General features: G+C 63.5%; 18 protein-coding genes. 6 read left to right on the forward strand and 12 right to left on the reverse strand.

All coding sequences use genetic code 11. The features are described 5' to 3' along the window. Nucleotides 1-288: a hypothetical protein gene (locus YU3_RS0101260; protein WP_027164523.1), complete on the reverse strand. Its 288-nt coding sequence runs from the start codon at nt 286-288 to the stop codon at nt 1-3. A 296-nt stretch (nt 289-584) separates the two neighbouring features. Here YU3_RS0101260 and YU3_RS0101265 point away from each other — a divergent pair, with 296 nt between their 5' ends. From YU3_RS0101265 to YU3_RS0101280, 4 genes are read left to right on the forward strand one after another with little or no spacing between them, the layout of a single operon-like run. Continuing rightward, nucleotides 585-1,718, forward strand: coding sequence for an aminomethyltransferase family protein (locus YU3_RS0101265; RefSeq protein ID WP_027164524.1), 1,134 nt, complete (start codon nt 585-587; stop codon nt 1,716-1,718). Nucleotides 1,719-1,762: 44 nt separating this feature from the next. Beyond that, nucleotides 1,763-2,359 (forward strand): dimethylamine monooxygenase subunit DmmA family protein, encoded by a 597-nt coding sequence (locus YU3_RS0101270; protein ID WP_027164525.1) that lies wholly within the window; start codon nt 1,763-1,765, stop codon nt 2,357-2,359. After that, nucleotides 2,356-3,321, forward strand: a complete 966-nt coding sequence (locus YU3_RS0101275; RefSeq protein WP_027164526.1) for a PDR/VanB family oxidoreductase — start codon at nt 2,356-2,358, stop codon at nt 3,319-3,321. Before YU3_RS0101270 ends, YU3_RS0101275 begins: the two co-directional genes overlap by 4 nt. Nucleotides 3,322-3,330: 9 nt before the next feature. Beyond that, nucleotides 3,331-4,371, forward strand: a complete 1,041-nt coding sequence (locus YU3_RS0101280; RefSeq protein ID WP_027164527.1) for a DUF3445 domain-containing protein — start codon at nt 3,331-3,333, stop codon at nt 4,369-4,371. Nucleotides 4,372-4,522: 151 nt separating this feature from the next. On the opposite strand, the gene YU3_RS0101285 is transcribed toward YU3_RS0101280, so the two are convergent. Continuing rightward, nucleotides 4,523-5,245 (reverse strand): XRE family transcriptional regulator, encoded by a 723-nt coding sequence (locus YU3_RS0101285; RefSeq protein WP_027164528.1) that lies wholly within the window; start codon nt 5,243-5,245, stop codon nt 4,523-4,525. 251 nt (nt 5,246-5,496) lie between these two features. On the opposite strand from YU3_RS0101285, the gene YU3_RS0101290 reads away from it, so the two are divergent. Beyond that, on the forward strand, nt 5,497-6,855 hold the full coding sequence (locus YU3_RS0101290) for an NAD(P)/FAD-dependent oxidoreductase (protein ID WP_027164529.1): 1,359 nt from the start codon (nt 5,497-5,499) through the stop codon (nt 6,853-6,855). An 83-nt stretch (nt 6,856-6,938) separates the two neighbouring features. Here YU3_RS0101290 and YU3_RS0101295 read toward each other — a convergent pair whose 3' ends face one another. From YU3_RS0101295 to YU3_RS0101305, 3 genes are all read right to left on the reverse strand, one after another. Beyond that, nucleotides 6,939-7,703, reverse strand: a complete 765-nt coding sequence (locus tag YU3_RS0101295) for an SDR family oxidoreductase (protein ID WP_027164530.1) — start codon at nt 7,701-7,703, stop codon at nt 6,939-6,941. 91 nt (nt 7,704-7,794) lie between these two features. Beyond that, entirely contained in the window at nt 7,795-8,592 is a 798-nt protein-coding gene (locus YU3_RS0101300) for a DUF427 domain-containing protein (RefSeq protein ID WP_027164531.1), read from the reverse strand. A 206-nt stretch (nt 8,593-8,798) separates the two neighbouring features. Then, on the reverse strand, nt 8,799-10,457 hold the full coding sequence (locus YU3_RS0101305; protein ID WP_027164532.1) for an ABC transporter substrate-binding protein: 1,659 nt from the start codon (nt 10,455-10,457) through the stop codon (nt 8,799-8,801). Nucleotides 10,458-10,583: 126 nt separating this feature from the next. Here YU3_RS0101305 and YU3_RS0101310 point away from each other — a divergent pair, with 126 nt between their 5' ends. After that, complete coding sequence (locus YU3_RS0101310; protein WP_027164533.1) at nt 10,584-11,495, forward strand: LysR family transcriptional regulator; 912 nt, start codon at nt 10,584-10,586, stop codon at nt 11,493-11,495. A gap of 6 nt (nt 11,496-11,501) precedes the next feature. Here YU3_RS0101310 and YU3_RS0101315 read toward each other — a convergent pair whose 3' ends face one another. The 7 genes from YU3_RS0101315 to YU3_RS0101345 form a co-directional block, all read right to left on the reverse strand. After that, nucleotides 11,502-13,535 carry an ABC transporter ATP-binding protein gene (locus tag YU3_RS0101315; RefSeq protein ID WP_027164534.1) on the reverse strand — a complete coding sequence of 678 codons (2,034 nt, stop codon included), beginning with the start codon at nt 13,533-13,535 and terminating at the stop codon, nt 11,502-11,504. Beyond that, nucleotides 13,528-14,418: an ABC transporter permease gene (locus YU3_RS0101320; RefSeq protein WP_027164535.1), complete on the reverse strand. Its 891-nt coding sequence runs from the start codon at nt 14,416-14,418 to the stop codon at nt 13,528-13,530. Before YU3_RS0101320 ends, YU3_RS0101315 begins: the two co-directional genes overlap by 8 nt. Further along, nucleotides 14,415-15,368 (reverse strand): ABC transporter permease, encoded by a 954-nt coding sequence (locus YU3_RS0101325; protein WP_156913276.1) that lies wholly within the window; start codon nt 15,366-15,368, stop codon nt 14,415-14,417. The genes YU3_RS0101320 and YU3_RS0101325 overlap by 4 nt, the downstream gene beginning before the upstream one ends. Nucleotides 15,369-15,438: 70 nt before the next feature. After that, complete coding sequence (locus YU3_RS0101330) at nt 15,439-17,103, reverse strand: ABC transporter substrate-binding protein (protein WP_027164537.1); 1,665 nt, start codon at nt 17,101-17,103, stop codon at nt 15,439-15,441. A gap of 251 nt (nt 17,104-17,354) precedes the next feature. After that, entirely contained in the window at nt 17,355-18,539 is a 1,185-nt protein-coding gene (locus tag YU3_RS0101335) for a mandelate racemase/muconate lactonizing enzyme family protein (protein ID WP_027164538.1), read from the reverse strand. Next, a complete protein-coding gene (locus YU3_RS0101340) occupies nt 18,536-19,645 on the reverse strand; it encodes a mandelate racemase/muconate lactonizing enzyme family protein (RefSeq protein WP_027164539.1) in 1,110 nt (369 codons plus the stop codon). The genes YU3_RS0101335 and YU3_RS0101340 overlap by 4 nt, the downstream gene beginning before the upstream one ends. A 24-nt stretch (nt 19,646-19,669) precedes the next feature. Continuing rightward, nucleotides 19,670-20,359 carry a GntR family transcriptional regulator gene (locus YU3_RS0101345; protein ID WP_027164540.1) on the reverse strand — a complete coding sequence of 230 codons (690 nt, stop codon included), beginning with the start codon at nt 20,357-20,359 and terminating at the stop codon, nt 19,670-19,672. Nucleotides 20,360-20,489: the final 130 nt, after the last annotated feature.

A 20,489-nucleotide genomic window follows, 5' to 3' on the forward strand; every position in this document is an offset into this window, starting at 1 on the left:
TCAGGATTGACGGTTGCGGGCCGCGTCGGCGTTCTTGATGTCGAGCCCGTAGATGAAGTCCTTGTCTTCCTTGTAGTGGTTGATCATGGCCAGGATCGCCGCGGTGTTGAAGATCAGCACGGCTGCGGCTGCGACCGCCACCACGATCTTGATCCCGCTGTCGGGAATGTATGGCCATGTCATCAGGAGGACGAAGAGGATCGTCGCCCACAGGCAGACGATCAGGAGCACGGATCCGCGCACGTCGGAACGGTACAGCGCTTCGATGCGCTGCTGCAGGTCGGACATCGGTTTTCCCCTTCTGGCGACGTCCGGCCTCGAAAGCGGCCGGGCGTCCCACTCTTTCAACAGAGTGAAATTTTTTTCATAAATTCCGTCCGATCTCCGGAATTGTCAAGTCGGATTTACACACCGTGAACCGTTTGTTTCAGGTCAAGAAATTTGCCTGACAATGAAATTATTTGCTTCAAGGGGATTGCAGGGCTTCGCCGTTTGCGGTCAATATTCGACTAAGCTCCGCCGCCAAGCAGGAGCAGGGAACAGCAACGACCCTAAAGCGACTTAATCGCACGGAGGACGATCGGATGACGGCATCCTGGAGATTCTCGACCCTGGCGGATCGCCATCGCGCGCTCGGCTCGAAACTCGAGGACTGGAGCGGCATGGGCACCGCCTGGACCTACGACAAGGACGCCGACGAGGAATATATCGCGATCCGCACCAAGGCCGGTCTGATGGACGTGTCCGGCCTGAAGAAGGTCCACATCACCGGGCCGCACGCCTCGCATCTCATCGACCTCGCCACCACGCGCGATGTGGAAAAAATCTATCCCGGCAAATCGGCCTATGCCTGCATGCTGAACGAGGCCGGAAAGTTTACCGACGACTGCATCCTCTACCGTACCGGTCCGAACTCGTGGATGGTCGTGCACGGCTCCGGCACCGGCCACGAGGAGCTGCAGCGTGCTTCGGTTGGGCGTGACGTGTCGCTGCGCTTCGACGACAATCTGCACGACCTTTCGCTGCAGGGTCCGACGGCGGTCGACTATCTGGCCAAGCACGTGCCGGGCATCCGCGACCTCAACTACTTCCATCACATGCAAACGCAGCTCTTCGGCTTCCCGGTGATGATCTCGCGCACCGGCTACACAGGCGAGCGCGGCTACGAGATCTTCTGCCGCGGCCAGGATGCCGGCACGATCTGGGACCGGATCCTCGACGAGGGCAAGAGCGCCGGCATCATCCCGTGCCGCTTCACCACGCTCGATATGCTGCGGGTCGAGAGCTACCTGCTCTTCTACCCCTACGATAATTCGCAGAAATATCCGTTCGAGAACGAAGGCCCCGGCGACACGCTGTGGGAGCTCGGCCTCGATTTCACCGTCAGCCCGGGCAAGACCGGTTTTCGCGGCGCCGAGGAGCATTACCGGCTGAAGGGCAAGGAACGCTTCAAGATCTATGGCGTGCTGCTCGACGGCAAGGAGCCGGCGGACGAAGGCGCGCCGGTCTATCGCGACGGCAGACAAGTCGGCGTGGTGACCTGCGCCATGTATTCGCCGCTGGTCGAGAAATCGATGGGCATCGCCCGGCTCGACGTCGACTGCGCCGCCAAGGACACCAAGCTTGAGATCCGCAACAAGAGCGGTTCCATCAAGGCGACGGCGCAGCCCTTGCCGTTCGACGATCCGAAGAAGACCAAGCGCACCGCCAAGGGTTGAGGCATCATCAACAACCGGGAGGGGTTCGAGGGCACTAAGAGAGAATGGCAGCCAAGACGATCATCAGCCGACCCATCTACGGGACCCTGTCTCCGCAGCCCGGCAAGCATCATCTCTTCATCGCCGATGCCGAAGGCGCGCTCGCGATAACAGACATGGCCGGCAAGGCTCCGTCCGGCTTTTTCGATGGTGCGGAAATCGTCTTCATTCCAAGCCCCGAGAGCAAGCACATCGCGGCCCTCGAAGCGCTGAAGCCGATGCAGCTCCATGTCGCGCCTTCCTTCGCCAGCCTGCTGCCGCGGCTGAAGCAGACGTTGACCAACGCGCATATGGGCCTGCGCGTCTATCTTGCCGGCACCGAGGGCCTGATCGGCCAGGCCATGCAGGTAGCGCTCGAAGCTGGCATCGACCACACCTCCATCGAGACCGAGCATCGCGGCTCGCTGGCGCGGCGCATGCAATGCGTGCACTGCAAGGGCATCACCGAGAACGTGACGACGCAGCCGGCTACTTGTTCGCATTGCGGGCTGCTCCTCCTGGTGCGCGATCACTATTCGCGCCGGCTGGCCGCCTTCCAGGGCGTGTGCATCAACGCCGAGGATCGCTCCGAGATACCTCCGATCGAGGAGGCCTTCCCATGAGCACCGGCACCACCAAGCTCGACGTCGTCGTCAGCGACGTCGTTCCCGTCAACGATCTCGTCACCCGCTTCCATTTCCGCCGCCGCGACGGCGAGCTGTTGCCGACCTTTTCGGGCGGTGCCCATGTCGTGGTCGAGATGCGCGACGGCGACCGCACCAGGCTCAATCCCTATTCGCTGATGGGCTCGCCGCTCGACACGCGCGAATACACGATATCGGTGCGTCGCGACGATGTCGGCCGCGGCGGCTCGCTGTTCATGCACCGGCAGGTCAAGCCCGGCCTCGAAATGGTGATCAGCTATCCGGTCAACCTGTTCTCGCTCGATCTCAGGGCCAGGAAACATCTGATGCTGGCCGGCGGCATCGGCATCACGCCCTTCATGGCGCAGACCGCGCAACTGGCAGGCGCCGGCGGCAATTTCGAATTGCACTACACCTGCCGCACGGCTTCGCTGGGCACCTATGCCGATTTGCTGCGAGAGCGCTACGGCAACCGCGTCAGGCTCTATCACGACGACCGCGAGGAGCGCATCGATCTCGAGCGGCTGTTGTCCTCGCAGCCGCTCGGCACGCATCTCTACGTCTGCGGCCCGGCCGGCATGATCAACTGGGTGCGTGGTCGCGCGGCGGCACTCGGCTGGCCGCCCGAAACCGTACATTTCGAGCATTTCGCGGCGCCCCAGCCGGGCGCGCCCTTCGATGTGACCTTGGCCGTCAGCGGCAAGACGATCCATGTCGGCGAGCAGCAGAGCCTGCTCGAAGCGATCGAGGCCGCCGGCGTCGACCCGCCCTATCTGTGCCGCGGCGGCGTCTGCGGCCAGTGCGAGACCAATGTGATCTCGTATGACGGCAAGTTCATCCACAACGATCACTGGCTGAGCGAGGAAGACCACCGTTCCGGCTGCAAGATCATGCCTTGCGTCTCGCGCTTCGAGGGCAAGTCGCTGGTCCTGGAAAGATAGGAGGCGAGCATGGGCATCACCTTTCGCAAGGAAACGTTTCGCGACGACTTCACCTTCAAGAACAGCCCGGAGCACATCAGGCGCTTTCCGTTCCCGTTCAACGAAGACGCCTACATGTACGCGGTCAACATCGAGCCGCATGTCGTCGGGCCGAAGGGCAGCGTGCTGGAAAACCTGATCGACGTGGACGAGCACTATGTCGCCGAGATGCAGGATCGCGCTTTGGTCCTGGCCGAGGATCCGCTGCGCTGCCAGTCGCTGCCGCATATGACCTTGGCCGGCTGGGACCTGCTCGAGCTTCTGATGGAACAGCAGGCGCTCGGCTATCCCGAGCATTTCACGCTTGAGCGAGACGGCGACCGCTGGCACTGGATCAACCGGCCGCTCGGCATCGACGACACCTTCACCTTCGGCGACACCTCGACGTTGCCTTACGGCCCGATGGAATACATCACCCGGCAGAGCCAGGGCGATTTCTGCATCCTCGACCAGCGCGACGGCAATCTGTGGATGGATGCCGGCATGGTCACCACCCAGGCCGACTGGTCGCTCGATTTCGATATCGGCATGAATTTCTTCGAATGGCACGCGCCGGTGCCGCTGGCGCATGAGAAGGGGATTTTCGTCAGGGCGTTGAAATTCCTCACCAACATCCAGCAGGGCAAGCCGGCCAGGCGGCTCAACTGGACGATGACCATCAACCCGCGCCTCGACACCAGCCCTGAGAATTATCACAAATGGGGTCCCGACCGCGCTACCGTCACGCCGGAGAATGTCGGCGACAAGGTGCATCTGCGCGTCGAATTGCAAAGCTTCTGGCGGCTGCCTCGCTCCAACGGCATCGTCTTCCCGATCCGCTGCTACCTGATCAAGATGGACGAACTGGTCACGCAGCCGAAATGGGCCCGCCGCCTGCACCGCGTCATCCGCGACTTGCCGGAGGAACTCGCCACCTACAAAGGCTTGACCCGCTATCGCCCGACGCTGGTCGAGTGGCTGTCCAAGCTCGATGACGGGAGTGCGACTTCACCCGGTTTCGGGCCGGACTGACTCTGAAGACTTGGGTTCCTCGCCACCGCCAGAGGCGGGGAAGAGGTGGCCGCGAAGCGGACGGAGAGAGGGCCTTCGTAGGGCGCTCCCTCTCCGTCTCGGCTTCGCCGAGCCACCTCTCCCCACTTCGTGAGGCGAGGAACCAAGTGCTTCAACCCGCGCTGTTTTGCGGATAGCAGATAATCGACAGATACCGCATCGGCAGCTTTGTCAGCTCCTCCGGTCCGTGCGGCGCGTCGGCGTCGAAGAACAGGCTGTCGCCCGGCTTCATCGGATAGAGATTGTTGCCGTGGCGGTAAATGACCTCGCCTTCGAGCATGTAGAGGAATTCCATGCCCGCATGCTGGAAGGTCGGGAACACGTCCGAATTCTCGGTCAGCGTGATGAGATAGGGCTCGACGACGACGCCGCTGGTGTTGGCGCCGATATGGCCGAGCAGGTTGTACTGATGCCCTGCGCGCGTGCCGCGCCGCTCGACATCGACGCCTTCGCCGGCCTTCACGAAGACGGCGCTGTGCTCTTCCTCGAAGCGCCGGAAGAAGGCGGTAACTGGAACGCCCAGCGCCCTCGACAGCGCCTGCAGCGTCGTCAGCGACGGCGAGGTTATGCCGTTTTCGATCTTCGACAGCATGCCGAGCGAAATGTCGGTGGCGGCGGCGAGATCGGCGACGGTAATGCCGAGCTTCTTGCGGAAAGCCCGCACTTCATGCCCGATCGCCACTTCCAAAACTTTTTCGCGCGTGTCGCGGATGGCATGCGGGTCTTGCATCAGCGGCGTGCGGATCGTGCGCCCGTCCGCCAAAACAGGCTTCGACGGCGCCTTGCTCTTGATCGCCGCATCGGTGGGCCTGGTACCAGAAGTCTTGTTTGCCATGTCGCCCCCGATTCACGCGGATTTATTTCACTCAAGGTGAACTTATTCGGTCGCGATACAGGAGCGCAACCGCCACCGCAAGCCATCGGGTGTCGCAGGGCATAAACGCACCGCCACCACCTTTGCGCACAAAAACCATTTCGCGCAAACGCCGTTGCCGCAGATGTTTGTTGACAGCACCGAGGACCCAATTAGTGTCACTGTCAGTGAAATTTGTTTCGCTGGGGAAATCAAAAAAGAGGAGGCCCTCCATGAAATCTCGTGTCGCCGTCATTGGAGCCGGACCGTCTGGCCTGGCGCAGCTCAGGGCCTTCAAGTCGGCCGCCGACAAGGGCGCCGAGATCCCGGAAATCGTCTGCTTCGAAAAGCAGAGCGACTGGGGCGGCCTGTGGAACTACACCTGGCGCACCGGCCTCGACGAACATGGCGATCCGGTGCACGGCTCGATGTACCGCTATCTGTGGTCGAACGGCCCGAAGGAATGTCTCGAATTCGCCGACTACACGTTCGAGGAGCATTTCGGCCGGCCGATCGCCTCCTATCCGCCGCGCGCCGTGCTATGGGATTACATCAAGGGCCGCGTCGAGAAATCGGGCCTGCGCGAATGGGTGCGGTTCAACAGCCCGGTGCGCATGGTGACCTTTTCCGACGAGACGAAGAAATTCACCGTCACCGCGCATGACCGCACCAACGACGTGACCTACTCGGAAGAGTTCGACAATGTCGTCGTCGCGTCGGGGCATTTCTCGGTGCCCAACGTGCCGTTCTTTGAAGGTTTTCCCACCTTCAACGGCCGCATCCTGCACAGCCATGATTTCCGCGACGCCATGGAGTTCAAGGGCAAGGACATATTGATCATCGGCCGTTCCTATTCGGCCGAGGACATCGGTTCGCAATGCTACAAATACGGCGCGAAATCTATCACCTCCAGCTATCGCTCCAAGCCGATGGGCTTCAAATGGCCGGAGAACTGGAAGGAAGTGCCGCTTCTGCAGAAGGTCGTCGGCAAGACGGCGCATTTCAAGGACGGCACCACCAAGGACGTCGACGCCATCATCCTGTGCACTGGCTACCTGCATTCCTTCCCGTTCCTGACCGACGACCTCAAGCTCAAGACCGCCAACCGCATGTGGCCGCTCGATCTCTATGAAGGCGTCGTCTGGGAGAAGAATCCGAAGCTGTTCTACATCGGCATGCAGGACCAGTTCTACACATTCAACATGTTCGACGCGCAGGCCTGGTACGCGCGCGACGTCATCATGGGCCGCATCAAGCTGCCTTCCGCCGAGGCGATGGCCGAGCATGGCGCCAAGTGGCGGGCGCGCGAGGAGACGCTGGAGGACGCCGAGCAGATGATCTGGTTCCAGGGCGACTACACCAAGGAGCTGATGGACCAGACCGACTATCCGGGCTTCGACGTCGAGGCGGTCAACCACACCTTCATGGAGTGGGAGCACCACAAGATGGAAAACATCATGACCTTCCGCGACAACGCCTATCGCTCGCTGATGACCGGCACGATGGCGCCGGTCCACCACACGCCCTGGCTGCAGGCGTTGGACGATTCGATGGAGAGCTATCTCGAGGTGAAAGGCGTGGCGGCCGAGTAGCGGCTCGGTTCACACGACGCTTCTGTCGTGAAACGGTCAACGGATCGGGTGTCCCACCGGACACCATCAGGCGACGTTTCGTTCTACCAGCAGACGTAGCCGCCGTCGACGATCAGGTCGAGGCCCGTGACGAAGCTTGACGCACGGCTGGCCAGGAATACGGTCGGCCCGACCAATTCTTCCGGTGCCGCCATGCGACCCATCGGCGTGTCGCGTTTGAAGATCTTTATTTCCTCCGCCACCTCGGGCCGCTTGTTCATCGGCGTCAGCGTGTAGCCCGGGCTGACGACATTGACGCGCAAGCCGCGGTCCGCCCATTCCATGGCGAGGCTCTTCGACATGTGTATGACGGCGGCCTTGGAGGAGTTGTAATGCGCCTGCGTCAGTCCCCGGTTGACGATGGTGCCCGACATGGAAGCAATGTTGATTATGGATCCTGTGCTTCGAGACAGCATGACACGCGCTTCTGCCTGACAGGACAAAAATACGCCCGCGACATTGACGTCGTGCACCTTGCGCCATTTTTCCAGCGACATGGTCTCGGCCGCTTCCGAGCCGGCGATGCCGGCATTGTTGACGGCGACAGTCAGTGCGCCGAGTTCGGCTTCGGCACGATCGATCGCCGTTGCGAGATCGCTTTCGGAAGTGACGGTGCCAATCAGCACCAACGCTTTCCTGCCAAGCTCCGTGATCCTTTGAGCGGTTTCCTCAAGCCCGCCCTTGGACGCATGGCCGAAGCAAGCGACGTCGGCGCCAGCTTCAGCCAGGCCGATCGCGATTGCCTGGCCGATACCGCTGCCGGCGCCGGTGACCAGCGCGACGCCGCCATCCAGGCTGAAAAGATCCATTGCTTGCCCTCCCTTGTTCCAGGCAGGGTATGCGCTGAACCGCGCCTCGATCAAGTCGTGCCGATGCCGGTGGGTTCGGCGTCGTGCAGGCTCAGAAATACCCGTCCGACGCCGCCGTCGCTTCCTTCGGGATTTCCACCCCGTCGACCAGGATCTTGTCGACCAGCTCGTGGTGGAAGCAGACCAGCCCCTTGATGCGCTCGGCCTCATGCACCGGCTCGGGATAGTACCAGACGAGATTCTCGTGCCGCTTCTTGGGCGTCGTCACATGGTAGTAGTTGGAGATGCCCTTGTATGGGCAGCGCGAGATGTAGCGGCTGGGTGAAAACATATCGAGCCGCGTATCCGAGATCGGCAGGTAGTGGCGCACCGGGTGCCCTGTCTCGAACAGGAACACGCCGCGCCGTGAATCGGCCACCTGCTCGCCGTCGAGGATCACCTGGACGCGCCGCGACGAAGGCAGGCAGTCGACGCGGCGGAACGGGTCGCGGGCGTGGACGAAGATTTCCTCGTCCTCTTCATACCAGTGCGTCATCTTCGGCCAATAGAAGGAGATGTAGTCGGCGATCGGCGGACAGCCCTTGACGGGATCGAGGTAGCGCCAGGCGCCGTCCTCGACCAGGGTGATGCCGGTGTTGAGCGAGTAGTGCGTGGCCACGCCCTTGAACGGGTCTTCCGTCACTGTCCTGCTCGGCAGCAGGAACTCCTCGCGCACGTCGCTCATCGGGAAGTAATAGACCGGCAGATGATCGCTCTCCTGGAACACCAGCGCCTTGGTGGTGTCGGCAACGATCATCGACCCTACCTGCACGCGCAGCCGCTTGGGCGAGGGCATGGTGAAGGCGACATAGCCCGGTTCGAACTCATACTGCACGATATTGTCGAGCACCGGGAAATGCGGCCCGCGGCCGCGCAGATGGGGCTTGCGAATGGTTGTCGTCCTCTTCTCGTCGTTTGCGACTAGAGCATGATGCCGAAAAGTGTGAAGCGGTTTTCGGACGACATCATGCTCTATCTCTTTGATTTTAGAGCCGGACAATTTCAGGTCGGCCCGACCTGAAATTGTCCGGCTCGGGCTCTTGCGCGCAACCATGGTCATGAGGCCACCGATACGCGGTCGAGCAGCAGGCCGGCGGCGATAGGCGGCAGGCCCGTCACGTTCTTGCGCACCGGCACCAGAAGGTCCGGGAAATAGCTGAAGATCACCGGTGTCTCGTCAAGCAGCAGCTTCTGGATGTCGGAAGCGGCCTTGCGCTGCGCGTCGAGGTCGAGCGCCTTGAGATAGCCGGTGACCAGCCCGTCATAGGTCGCGTTCTTGAAATGCGCCGCGTTCCACGGACCGTCGCTGACCAGTGGGCTTTTCAGGAACACGTTCGGCACGCTGCGATGCGCGTAGTCGGTGATGCCGAGCGGGCTGTCCAGCCAGTCCGACTGACCGAACACCGCCTTGCCGTAATATTTGTCCTGGTCCTCGATGTTGAGCGAGATGCGGGCGCCGATCTCCTTGGCGAAGTTCTGGAACAGCTGCGCATAACCAGGAATGTCGGAATAGCGCAGCGTCGTCAGCGTCATGTCGAAGCCGTTGGCGAGCCCCGCCGCCTCCATCAACTGCTTGGCCTTGGCGATGTCCTGCGTGCGCTGCGCCACCGACTTGTCGGTGGCCGGGAAGGCCGGTGCGAACGGGCTGTCATTGCCGGTGGCCGCCATGCCGCGGCAGAGACCGTCGACCAGCTTGGAACGGTCGATGCACAGCGCCAGCGCCTGGCGCACGCGCTTGTCGGTGAACGGCGCCATGTCGCAGCGCATATGGAGCTGGCGATGCGCGGTCGAGGCGACGCGCAGCATGGTGATGTCGGGGTTGCCCAGCACCACCTGGCTGACGTCGAGCGGGATGGCGTCGAGCACGTCCACCTCGCCCGCCTGCAGCGCCAGGATACGCGGCTGCACATCCCCATAGAACTTGAATTCGAGCCGGTCGGGCAGCGCCTTCTCGCCCCAATAGTCGGGGTTGCGCACGAAGCTCGCGCCGACCTTCGGCGTATAGCTTTCGAGCCGGAACGGCCCGGTGCCTTCGAAGGTCTTTTCGTAGTCGCCCTTGTAGCTCGCCGGCAGGATGACGGCGTTGTAGTTGTCGATCGACACCGAATAGGGGAAGCTGCCGTTCGGCGCATCGAGGTGGAATTCGACGGTGTGGTCGTCGACCTTGCGCGTGCCGCCCTTCGACAGCAGGCCCTTGAATACCGACAGCGCGTTGGACGTGCCGCTCGGATCGGCAAGCCGATCGAAGGTCGCCACGACGTCGTCGGCCTTGAAGTCTTCGCCATTGTGGAATTTCACGCCCTTGCGCAGCTTGAAAGTCCAGACGCTGCCGTCGGTGTTGGGCGACCAGCTCTCCGCCAGCACCGGTTTTAGTGTGAGGTCCGGCTGCGTGATGCAGAGAAATTCCGCGGTCTGGAAGACCAGCTGATAGCTGCCGCTGTCATAGAAGGTGACCGGGTCGATGGCGCCGCCGGGCACGGCAATGCCGGCACGCACCGTACCGCCGGGCTTGCCTTCGGCGCGCGCCTGCGGAGCGCCGAGGCCGACCGCCGAAGTGATGCCGCCGAGGAAGGGCAGCGACAGGCCGAGAGCGCTGCCATGGCGCAGGAACTCCCGCCTGCCGATCCTGCCGGCGAGCAATTCATCGATAGCGGAATTTTCGATTGCGCTGAGAGACTTGCGAGCGGCGTCGATGGTCCTGAAATGCTTCGGCATGCCTGCATTCCTCGCTTCTTGTTGATATGCCGCCATTTAGGTCACTGTTGACCGCAGCCGGAAAGCGATATTTTTTGATTGCAGCCATCGGAATTTTCGATGGCGATCAACGGAAGGCAGCTAGCCATGGACACCGAGAATCTGCGTAGTTTCCTGGAGGTCGCTACGCATGGCAGCTTCACCGTCGCGGCCAATCGGCTGAATCTCGCACAGTCCACCGTCAGCGCGCGCATTCGCGGTCTGGAAGAGCAGCTGGGCCGCAAGCTGTTCGTCCGCGACAGCGACGGCGTCACGCTGACGCCGGCCGGCCGGCAGTTCCTGCCGCATGCCTCGACGATCACCCGTACCTGGGAGCAATCGCGGCAGGACATCGCGGTTCCCGATGGCTACGAGACGCTGCTCAGGCTGACCGCGCCTGCCTATCTTTGGGACAGCATAACCTCGCCCTGGATCAGCTGGATGCGGCAGAGGCGGCCGAATGTGGCGCTGCGGCTGGAAGGCAGTTTCCCGGATCTGGCGGTCGACCAGATAGCCGAAGGCCTGCTCGACATCTGTATCCTTTACCTGCCGAAACCTCATCCGGGCATCGTTTATGAGACGCTGGCGGTCGATCAGGTGGTGCTCGTCCAGCACACCGGGCAGCCAGGATCGTGGACCGACAACTACATCCTGATGGATTGGGGGCTGGAGTTCCGCATCGAGCACGATCGTGCCTTTGCCGGTGTCGTCAAGCCCGCCATCTCGGCAGGGCTGGTGTTCATCGGGCTGCAGCATGTCCTGTCGCAGAAGGCGGCCGCCTACCTGCCGCTCAGCGCGGTGAGCGCGCATATCGAGCGCGGCGAGCTGAAGCGCGTCGAAGGCACGCCCGTGTTCCAGCGCCCGATCTACCTTGCCTACCCTGCCAACCCGGCGTCGTCCGACGCTCTCGACATTGCGCTGAAAGGCCTGCGCCTGTTGGTCAGGGACTGGTCGGACGCCAGCGGCTTTGCCGAGGGTGATCGCGCTCTCGGCATGGCGGATGCGCTCCACGCGCCTTGATCGCGGTTACGCCGGCTCCACGGTCTTTGGCCTCTGCAGCCGTGCCAGTTCGGCATAAGGGATATGGCAGCGGATTGTGTGGCCCGGCTGGGCCTCGGTGAGTTCCGGCTCCTGCGTCTCGCAGATGGCGCCGATCTTGCGCGGGCAGCGCGTGTGGAAGACGCAGCCCGTCGGCGGGTTGGCGGCGCTCGGGATTTCGCCGTCGAGGCGGATGCGTCCGGTCTCGGTCCGGTCGAGCTTGGGTACGGCCGACAACAGCGCTTCGGTGTAGGGATGGTGCGGGCCGGAGAAGACCGCTTCCGACGGTCCGAACTCCATGATGCGGCCGAGATAGAGCACGGCGATCTTGTCGGAGAGATAGCGCACCACGCCGAGGTCGTGCGAGATGAAGATGTAGCTGACATCCTGCTTCGTCTGCAGGTCGGCCAGAAGGTTGAGGATCGCCGCCTGCACCGACACGTCGAGCGCCGAGGTCGGCTCGTCGCACACGACGATGCGCGGGTCGCCGGCGAAGGCGCGCGCGATCGCCACGCGCTGCTTCAGCCCGCCCGAGAGCTGCCGCGGCTTGACCGCCAGATGCCGGTCGGTGAGCCGCACCGAGCGGACAAGCTCTTCGAGGCGCGTGTCCAGCGTCTTGCCGGTGAGCCCGCCCAGCCGCTTCAAGGCGCGGCTGAGGATGTGCCGGATCGAATGCGAGCGGTTGAGCGCGGAGTCCGGATTCTGGAAGACGATCTGCACCGCCTTGACCTGGTCTTCCGAGCGGCTGGCAAGCCGTGGCGCGAGCTTCTTGCCTTCGAGCTCGATCGAGCCGCCGTCGTCCGGCGGCACCAGGCCGAGCAGCAGCCTGGCGAAGGTCGTCTTGCCGCTGCCGGATTCGCCGACCAGGCCCAATGTCTCGCCGGGCCTCAGGCTGACCGAGACATCCTTCACTGCCCTCAGAGGACGGCCATGGCTGGCATAGGTCTTGTTCAGCCCCTCGACCTGCAGCACCGGCGGCGCATGGCTGGGTGCTGCGGCTGGAACGTCGGCGGGCGTGGCGCGCGGCAGCTCCTGCGCCTTGTCGTGGTAGTGGCAGCGTGACAGGCGGCCATCGCCGAGCTCATAGAGCGGCGGCGGCTCTGCGCGGCATCGTTCGGTCGCCAGCGCGCAGCGGTCGGCGAAGGCGCAGCCGACGATGTTGGCGCCGATGCCGGGCAGGAAACCGGGGATGGTGTCGAGCCGGCCCTGGTCCTTGCGCTGGCCGCCGCGCGGCAGGCAGCGCAGCAGCGCCACGGTGTAGGGGTGGCGCGGATCGTTGAAGACGTCCTTGGTCGAGCCTTCCTCCACCAGCATGCCGGCATAGAGCACGCCGACGCGGTCGCACATGTTGGCGACGACGGCGAGGTTGTGGCTGATGAACAGGATCGAGGCCGACAGCTCGCGCCGTAATTGCCCGATCAGGTCGAGCACCTCGGCTTCGACTGTGGCGTCGAGGCCCGTGGTCGGCTCGTCGAGGATCAGCATCGAAGGGTCGTTGGCTAAGGCCATGGCGATCGCCACCCGCTGCTGCATGCCGCCGGAAAGCTGGTGCGGATAGCGCTGCATGACGCTGGCCGGATCGGAGATGCGCACAAGGTTCAGCATGGCGGTCGCCTTGTCGGCGGCCGCCTTTCCCGAAACGCCGGCGAGCTCGAAGATCTCGGTGAGCTGGCGGCCGATGCGCAGCGACGGGTTCAGCGCCTTGCCGGGGTCCTGATAGACCATCGAGACGCTTTCGGCGCGGGCGCGCCGCAGCGCCTCGGCGTCGAGCTTCATGATATCCTTGCCGTCGAGCGCGATCGAGCCGCCGGTGATCGAGCCGTTGCGCGGCAGATAGCGCACCACCGAAAGCGCCACGGTCGACTTGCCGCAGCCGGATTCGCCGACAAGCCCGTAGGCCTCGCCGGCCTTGACGGTCAGGTTGACGTTGCGCAGCACCGCGCGGTTGCGGCGGCCAACGCGATAGGCGACCGAAAGGTCCTTCAGTTCGAGCGCGTTGGCGGCTTGCCTGGGTTCAGTCATTGAACGCTCCATGCACGCCGTCGGCCACCAGGTTGACGCCGATTACCAGCGAGGCGATGGCCAGGGCATCGAACAGCACCGTCCACCAGAAGCCGCCGCCGATCATGCCGTAATTGGAGGAGATCGACAGGCCCCAGTCGGGCGAGGGCGGCTGGATGCCGAAGCCCATGAAGGAGAGCGTGGCGACGGCGAAGATGGCATAGCCCAGCCGAACCGTCGTCTCGACCAGGATCGGCGGGATGACGTTGGGCAGGATTTCGACGAACATCGTATGCAGTGCCCCTTCGTGGCGCAGCTTTGCCGCCGCGACGTAGTCGAGCTCGCGTTCGGCAAGCACCGCCGAGCGCACAGTGCGGGCGATGATCGGCGCGAAGCTCAGGCCAATGACGACGATGACGGTCACCTTCGAGGTGCCGAGCGCGACGATGGCAAGCAGCGCGATGATCACCACCGGTATCGCCATGAAGGCTTCCAGCACGCGGCTGATGACATCGTCGACGATGCCGCGGAAATAACCGATGACGAGGCCGAGCGCGGTGCCGGCGATGGTCGCCAGGATGGTTGCCAGCGGCGCCACGGTCAGGATGTCGCGCGAGCCGACAATGACGCGCGAGAACACGTCGCGGCCAAGCTGGTCGGTGCCGAACCAGTGATCGGCCGCCGGCGGCGTAAGCGCGTTGATGATGTCGCTTGCCAGCGGGTCGTAGGGGACGAAGTGCTGGCCGAACAGCGCGCAGACGACCCAGAACAGCAGGATGAAAAGCCCGGTCAGGAAGGTGCCGGACCTCGCCAGCGAATGCAGCACCTCGCCCCAGGGGCTGCGCCCCGCGGTGTCGGGTGCGGAGGGCGCCGGCATGCCGACGGGCGTGTCGGTTGCGCTCATTGCTCTGCCCCCAGCCGTATGCGCGGATTGAGCACGGAATAGAGGAAGTCGGCGACCAAGGTCGCCACCGCGTAGACGATGCCGATGGTGAGGATGCCGGCCTCCAGCATCGGAAAGTCCTTGCCGCGCGCGGCGGTGAAGATCAGCGAGCCGATGCCCTGGTAGCGGAACAGTGTCTCGATCACGACCAGGCCGCCGATGAGATAGCCGGTCTGGGTGGCGATCACGGTGATGGTCGGCAGCAGCGCGTTGCGCAGCACATGGCGCCAGATCACCGTGCGCCACGGTAGGCCCTTGAGCACCGCGGTGCGCGTATAGTCGGAATCGAGCGCCTCAATCATGCCGGACCGTGCCATGCGCGCGATATAGCCGAACAGCACCAAAAACAGCGGCAGCGAGGGCAGGATAAGATAATAGATCTGGGTGAAGAAGCCGGCGCCCTTCGGCCAGGCGGCGGCGATCGGCAGCCAGCGCAGCCAGACCCCGAAGATCAGGATCAGGATGATACCGGTGACGAACTCCGGCAGCACCGTCACCGACAGGCCGCCAAGGCTGATGATGCGGTCGAGCGGGCGGTTGAGGTTGAGCGCCGCGACAACGCCGCCGAGGATGCCGATCGGCACCACCAGAACGAAGGCGATCAGCGCCAGTTTCATCGAATTGCCGAGCGCATCGACAACGAAGGGCGCCACCGGCGCGCGGAAGACGTAGGACGTGCCCATGTCGCCGTGCAGGAAGTTCCAGATCCAGCTTCCGTACTGGACGAGCAGCGGCCGGTCGACGCCAAGCGAATGGTTGAGCGCATCGACCGCGCGCTGGTCGGCGAACGGCCCGAGGATGGCCCGCCCTACATTGCCGGGCAGCACCTGGCCGCCGAGGAACACCATGACGCTGAGCAAAAACAGCGTGACGAGCGACAGAGCCAGGCGCCGGACGAGGAAGACGAGGATGGCGAATACTCCTATTGAAGCCGGCTCTCCGTGGACAGCCGGCTGTTAGGGATAAGCTTGTTCGCTCGCGTCAGGCCTTCGAAGCCTTCTCGAGGAACAATTGCGACATGGCGGTGGGCTGCACGCCCGCCACGCCTTTCGCCGTCGCCGTCAGGTAGTCGTAGAAATAGCCGAAGATCACAGGCGTTTCCTCGAGCAGCAGCTTCTGGATCTTGCCGGCGTCGGCTTTCTGCGCCTCGAGGTCGAGGGCCCCGATATAGCTTGCCGCGAGCTGGTCGTAGTCCTTGTTCTTGAAGTGGGCGGCATTCCAGGTGCCATCGCTCTTCAAGGGTGCCGCCAGGTAGACATTGGGAACGCCGCGGTGGCCGTAATCGGTGATGCCCATCGCCGAATCCAGCCAGTTCGACTTGCCGAACACGGCATCGCCGTAATAGGCGCCCTGGTCGAGGATGTTGAGCTCAAGCTCGATGCCGATTTCCTTGACCCAGTTCTGGATGAGCTGGGCGTATTCCGGGATTTCCAGATAGCGCTCAGTGGTCAGCGTCATCTTGAAGCCCTGCGCGAGGCCGGCCGCCTCCATCAACTGCTTGGCCTGGGCGATGTCCTGCTTGCGCTGCGGCACGCTGGTGTCGGTCGAGGGGTAGACCGCCGCGAACGGGCTGTCATTGCCGAGCGCTGCGCGTCCCTTCATCAGGCCGGCGGCCAGTTTCTCGCGGTCGAGGCAGAGCGCGATGGCGCGGCGCACGCGAGCGTCCTTCGTCGGGCCCTCGTCGCAGTGCATATGCAGTTGCTGATGCGCCGACGACTTCAGGCTGATGATGTCGACATTCGGATCGTTGAGAACGGCGACGCCCGCCAGCACCGGCATCTGGTTGATGATATCGATCTGGCCGCCCTGCAGCGCCAGGATCTGCGGCTGGATGTCGGTGAAGAAAGTGAATTCGGTGCGATCCGGCAAGGCCTTGTCGCCCCAGTAGTCGTCATTGCGCACGAAGGAGGCGCCGACCTTGGGAGTGTATTTTTCGATCTTGAACGGTCCGGTGCCGTCGAAGCTCTTCTCGTAGTCCCCCTTATAGCTCGCCGGGATGATGACGGCGTTGTAGTTGTCGGACGACACCATGTAGGGGAAGTTGCCGTTCGGCGCGTCGAGATGGAATTCGACGGTGTAGTCGTCGACCTTCTTCGTGTTGCCCTTCTGCAGGATGCCGGTGAACACCGACAGCGCGTTGGACGAGTTGGCCGGATCGGCGAGCCGGTCGATGCTGGCGGCCACGTCGTCGGCCTTCATCTCGCCGCCTGAGTGGAATTTCACGCCCTTGCGCAGCTTGAAGGTCCACACCGTGCCGTCGGTGTTCGGCGACCAGCTTTCAGCCAGCGCCGGCTTCAGCACCAGGTCGGTGCCGTCGACGCAGAGGAATTCGGCCACCTGCTGCATGACAAGCAGGCCGCCGGCGTCCGCGATGGTGACCGGATCGATCGCCGCTGCCGGCACGCTGCTGCCGACGCGGATGGTGGCGCCCGCCGCACCGGCGGCACGAGCGAGCGAGGGCGCGGCGCCGAAGCCGGCCGCCATGCCGATGCGGCCGAGCAGCGGCAGCGACAGGCCGAGCAGGCTGCCGTGGCGCACGAATTCGCGGCGGCTGACGCGGCCGTCGATCAGGCCGTCGATGAGGTGATTTTCGAGTGGCGTGCGGCTGCGCCGGATGAGATCGAGAATGCGGTAGTTCTTGCTCATGGGTCTAAGCCCTTTCCCCAGTTGTTGTGGTTGGCGAGTGCATTCCATTTGACAAGTTCCGTGGAGTTCTCCTGTCCCGGCACTCATCAGTATTGGTCGATGGACTGTAGCATGCGGTTCCGACCGGTCCATCCGCTGGTTGAAGCCGGAAAGTCAGATTTTCTTGATGCATTGTCTGCCAGCCAGGCGACTGGGTCGAACCCGTGGCCACCCTTTTTCTCGATATGTCCTGCTTGCTTTTCGGTATCCTCCTAGCTCAGCGGCAGTCTGCGGTAAGTCCCGGGCTTTTCCGGGGCGTGATATTTGTTGCAGGGTCCATCCTCGACGAAGTCGCGATGGCAGGCGGCGAGCTTGTCCTGCGACAGCGTGACTCCGAGGCCGTGCCCCTCCGGCACGCCCACGACGTTGTTTTTCGGGGCGAACGGGCCTTCCTCGATGATGTCCATCGGCTGCATGCGAAACAGCGACTGGTTGGGTTCCCTGATCCAGCCGAGCGCGGCGCACAGATGCAGGTAGCAGGCGCTGCCGATGCCGGTGTCGCCGCTGTAGCACCAGTAATCGATGCCGGCATGCTCACAGGCGCCGACGAAGCGCAGCATGCGGTTTATGCCGCCATGCGCCGTCGGATTGCCGACGAAGGCGTCCGGCACTTTCAGCTCCATGGCGCGGGCAATGTCGATATTGTGGGTCGAGAACGGGATCGAGCTGTGGCGGCGCAATTCCCGCATCTCCTCGATCGTCGCCACCGGATCCTCCCAATTGCGCACGCCAAGCTCTTCCAGCGGCCGCGCCAGCTGCCTGGCAGTGGCCAGCGAATAGGCCTGGTTGGAATCGATGCGGATCATCGCATCGTCGCCCAGTTTTTTGCGGATCAGCTCGACCATCTTCAGCGACAGCTTCGGATCCTGCGTCGAGAACTTGCCCTCGAAGAAGGTCGTGCCATGGCGCTCGTGCAATTCGACGCAATAGTCGGCGACTTCTTCCGGCGACTTCTCGCCCTTGACCTTCGCTCCATCGCCACGCAGCGAAAAATAATCGGTGAAGGGGATCTCCTTGCGCACCGCACCGCCGAGCAATTGGTAGAGCGGCTGCTTCCAGGCCTTGCCGCGCAGGTCCCACAGCGCCATCTCGACGGCGCCGAAGGCCATGACGCGCGTGCGGTCGTTGATCGACTGCACGCCGCTCCAGAAGGGCAGGCACACTTCCTCCGCGCCGGCGATGTCGAAGGCATCGCGGCCGGCGAGCCTTGGCGCCAGCAGGTCGTTGATGACGGCCGCGGCGCCCGGCGTCGGCGCCTCGCCGATACCGACAAGCCCGTCCTCGGTCTCGACCTCGACGATGGTCGGCGAGAAGCCGTCGAGCTCGCCGAAGACCCACACATAAGGAGCCTCCAGCCTGTAGTTGATCGGGGTTGCCTTGACGCGCCTGATCTTCATCTTGAGCCGATCTCGAAGAAGGGCTTGCCGAGCAGGCTCGGGTCCACGTCGATGCCGAGGCCCGGGCCGTCAGGAATGCCCAAGCGGCTGCCGGTCACCGGAGGCTTGTTGGTGGCCGTGCGCACCGTGACCCACTCGTGGAAGGCGATGGCATGCAGCCGGCGCTCCTCCGGCGTCGACAGCGACAGATGCGCCATGGCGGCGGTATCGATCTCGGCGCCGCCGGTGTCTTCCACCGTGATCATGAAGCCGAGATCGACGGCGACGTCGCGGATCAGCCGCGTCTGCGTCACGCCGCCGAGCCGCGAGATCTTCAGCGTCAGCCCGTCGGCGGCGCCGCGGCGGTGGATTTCCAGCATCTCGCCCAGCGAGGTGACGGATTCGTCCAGCACCATCGGCTTGTCGAGCATGCGGCGCACCGACATGTTCTCCTCGATCGTCGTGCAGGGCTGCTCGAACGTGTAGTCGATGCCGCGGGTGGCATCGGCGAACTGGCGCGCCTGGTAAGGTGTCCAGCCGGCATTGGCGTCGCAGAAGATCACCGTGTCTTTCGGCACGGCCGAGGCTACCGCCGTGACCCGCTCGATGTCTTCTCGCACATTGCCGCCGACCTTGACCTGCAGCCGGTGGTAGCCTTCGGCGACGATACGTTTGGCAAGTGCGGCCATCTGGTCGATGGTGCCATGGGTGACGACCCGGTAAAGCTCCGCAGTCTCGCTTTCGCGGCCGCCGAGCATGGTCACCAGCGGCGCGTCGGCCGCGCGCGCGGCGAGATCCCAGCACGCCATGTCGAGCGCGGCCTTGATATAGGGATGGCCCTTGAACACGGTGTCCATCAGCCTGCAGATGCCGGCAAGGCCGCGCGGGTCGTGGCCGATGAGATGCGGCGCGATTTCCGGCACGCCCGCGCGTGTTCCCGCCGGAAACGCGGCCGAGTAGAAATTGCCGAGCGGCGCCATCTCGCCCCAGCCGGTCACGCCGCTGTCGGACGTGATGGCGACGATCACCGCGTCGAAGCAGTCGGCAACCCGCCCCTTGGACATGCGGTAGGGCCCATCCGCGAAGGGCTGCACGACATGATAGGCCTTTATGCTCTTGATCTTCACTTTGCTGTCCGTCGTCCGCTTGTGTCAGTTCTTCGACGTGCGCTTTTCGAGGCTGCGCGCATAGGCGAGAAGCTCTTCGAAATCGAGGTCGATATGCTCGCGCGCATGGCGCTGGGCGGCGCCCATGTCCGAGCCCTTCATCAGGGCGACATAGGTCTCGTGCACATCTTCGGCCGGCACCGGTTCGTTCCGCGCCCGCTGATGCAGGGCGAAATACATCTGCAGCCGGCTGGTCAGCCGCTGCCAGGTTTCGAGCAGGACCGAATTGTCGGCCCACTCGTAGATCAGCCCATGCAATTGCAGCGCCGTCTCGATCTGGCGAGTGGTGTCCATTGCCCGTGTCGCCTGCTTCACCGCCTCGTGGCGGCGGTCCAGCTCGTTGAAGAAGCGCTGGTCGCGCTGCGGCCAGGTCTGCTCGATGGCGAATTCGTCGAGCACCTTGTTGAGGGAATAGGCGTCGATGATGTCCTTGGCGGTGACCTCGATGACGAAGGTCCCGGCATAGGGAATGCTGGTCAGGATGCCTTCCTGCACCAGCTCGCGCATGGCCTCGCGCAGCGGCGCGCGGCTCACCCGCATCTGCTCGGAAATTCTGAGCTCGTTGAGCTTTTGGCCCGGCTCCAGCTGTCCGGTCAGTGTGGCTCGCCTGAGCAGGGCGACGATCTCCGCCCTGCGCGTCGTATCCGCGATCGGACTGAAATCCAGCTTTGCCATAGGTCGAGTCCCGAGGAGGAAGTTCTGCAAGACAAACAGATTGTCGACAATCTAACAAGCGCCTTTTTTCCAGATCGTGCAGATACCGTCTGGCGAGTCATATGGCAGTGGTTTCGAGTACCGGAGCGCA

This window comes from Mesorhizobium sp. WSM3224 (genome assembly GCF_000427725.1).
GTDB lineage: Bacteria > Pseudomonadota > Alphaproteobacteria > Rhizobiales > Rhizobiaceae > Mesorhizobium.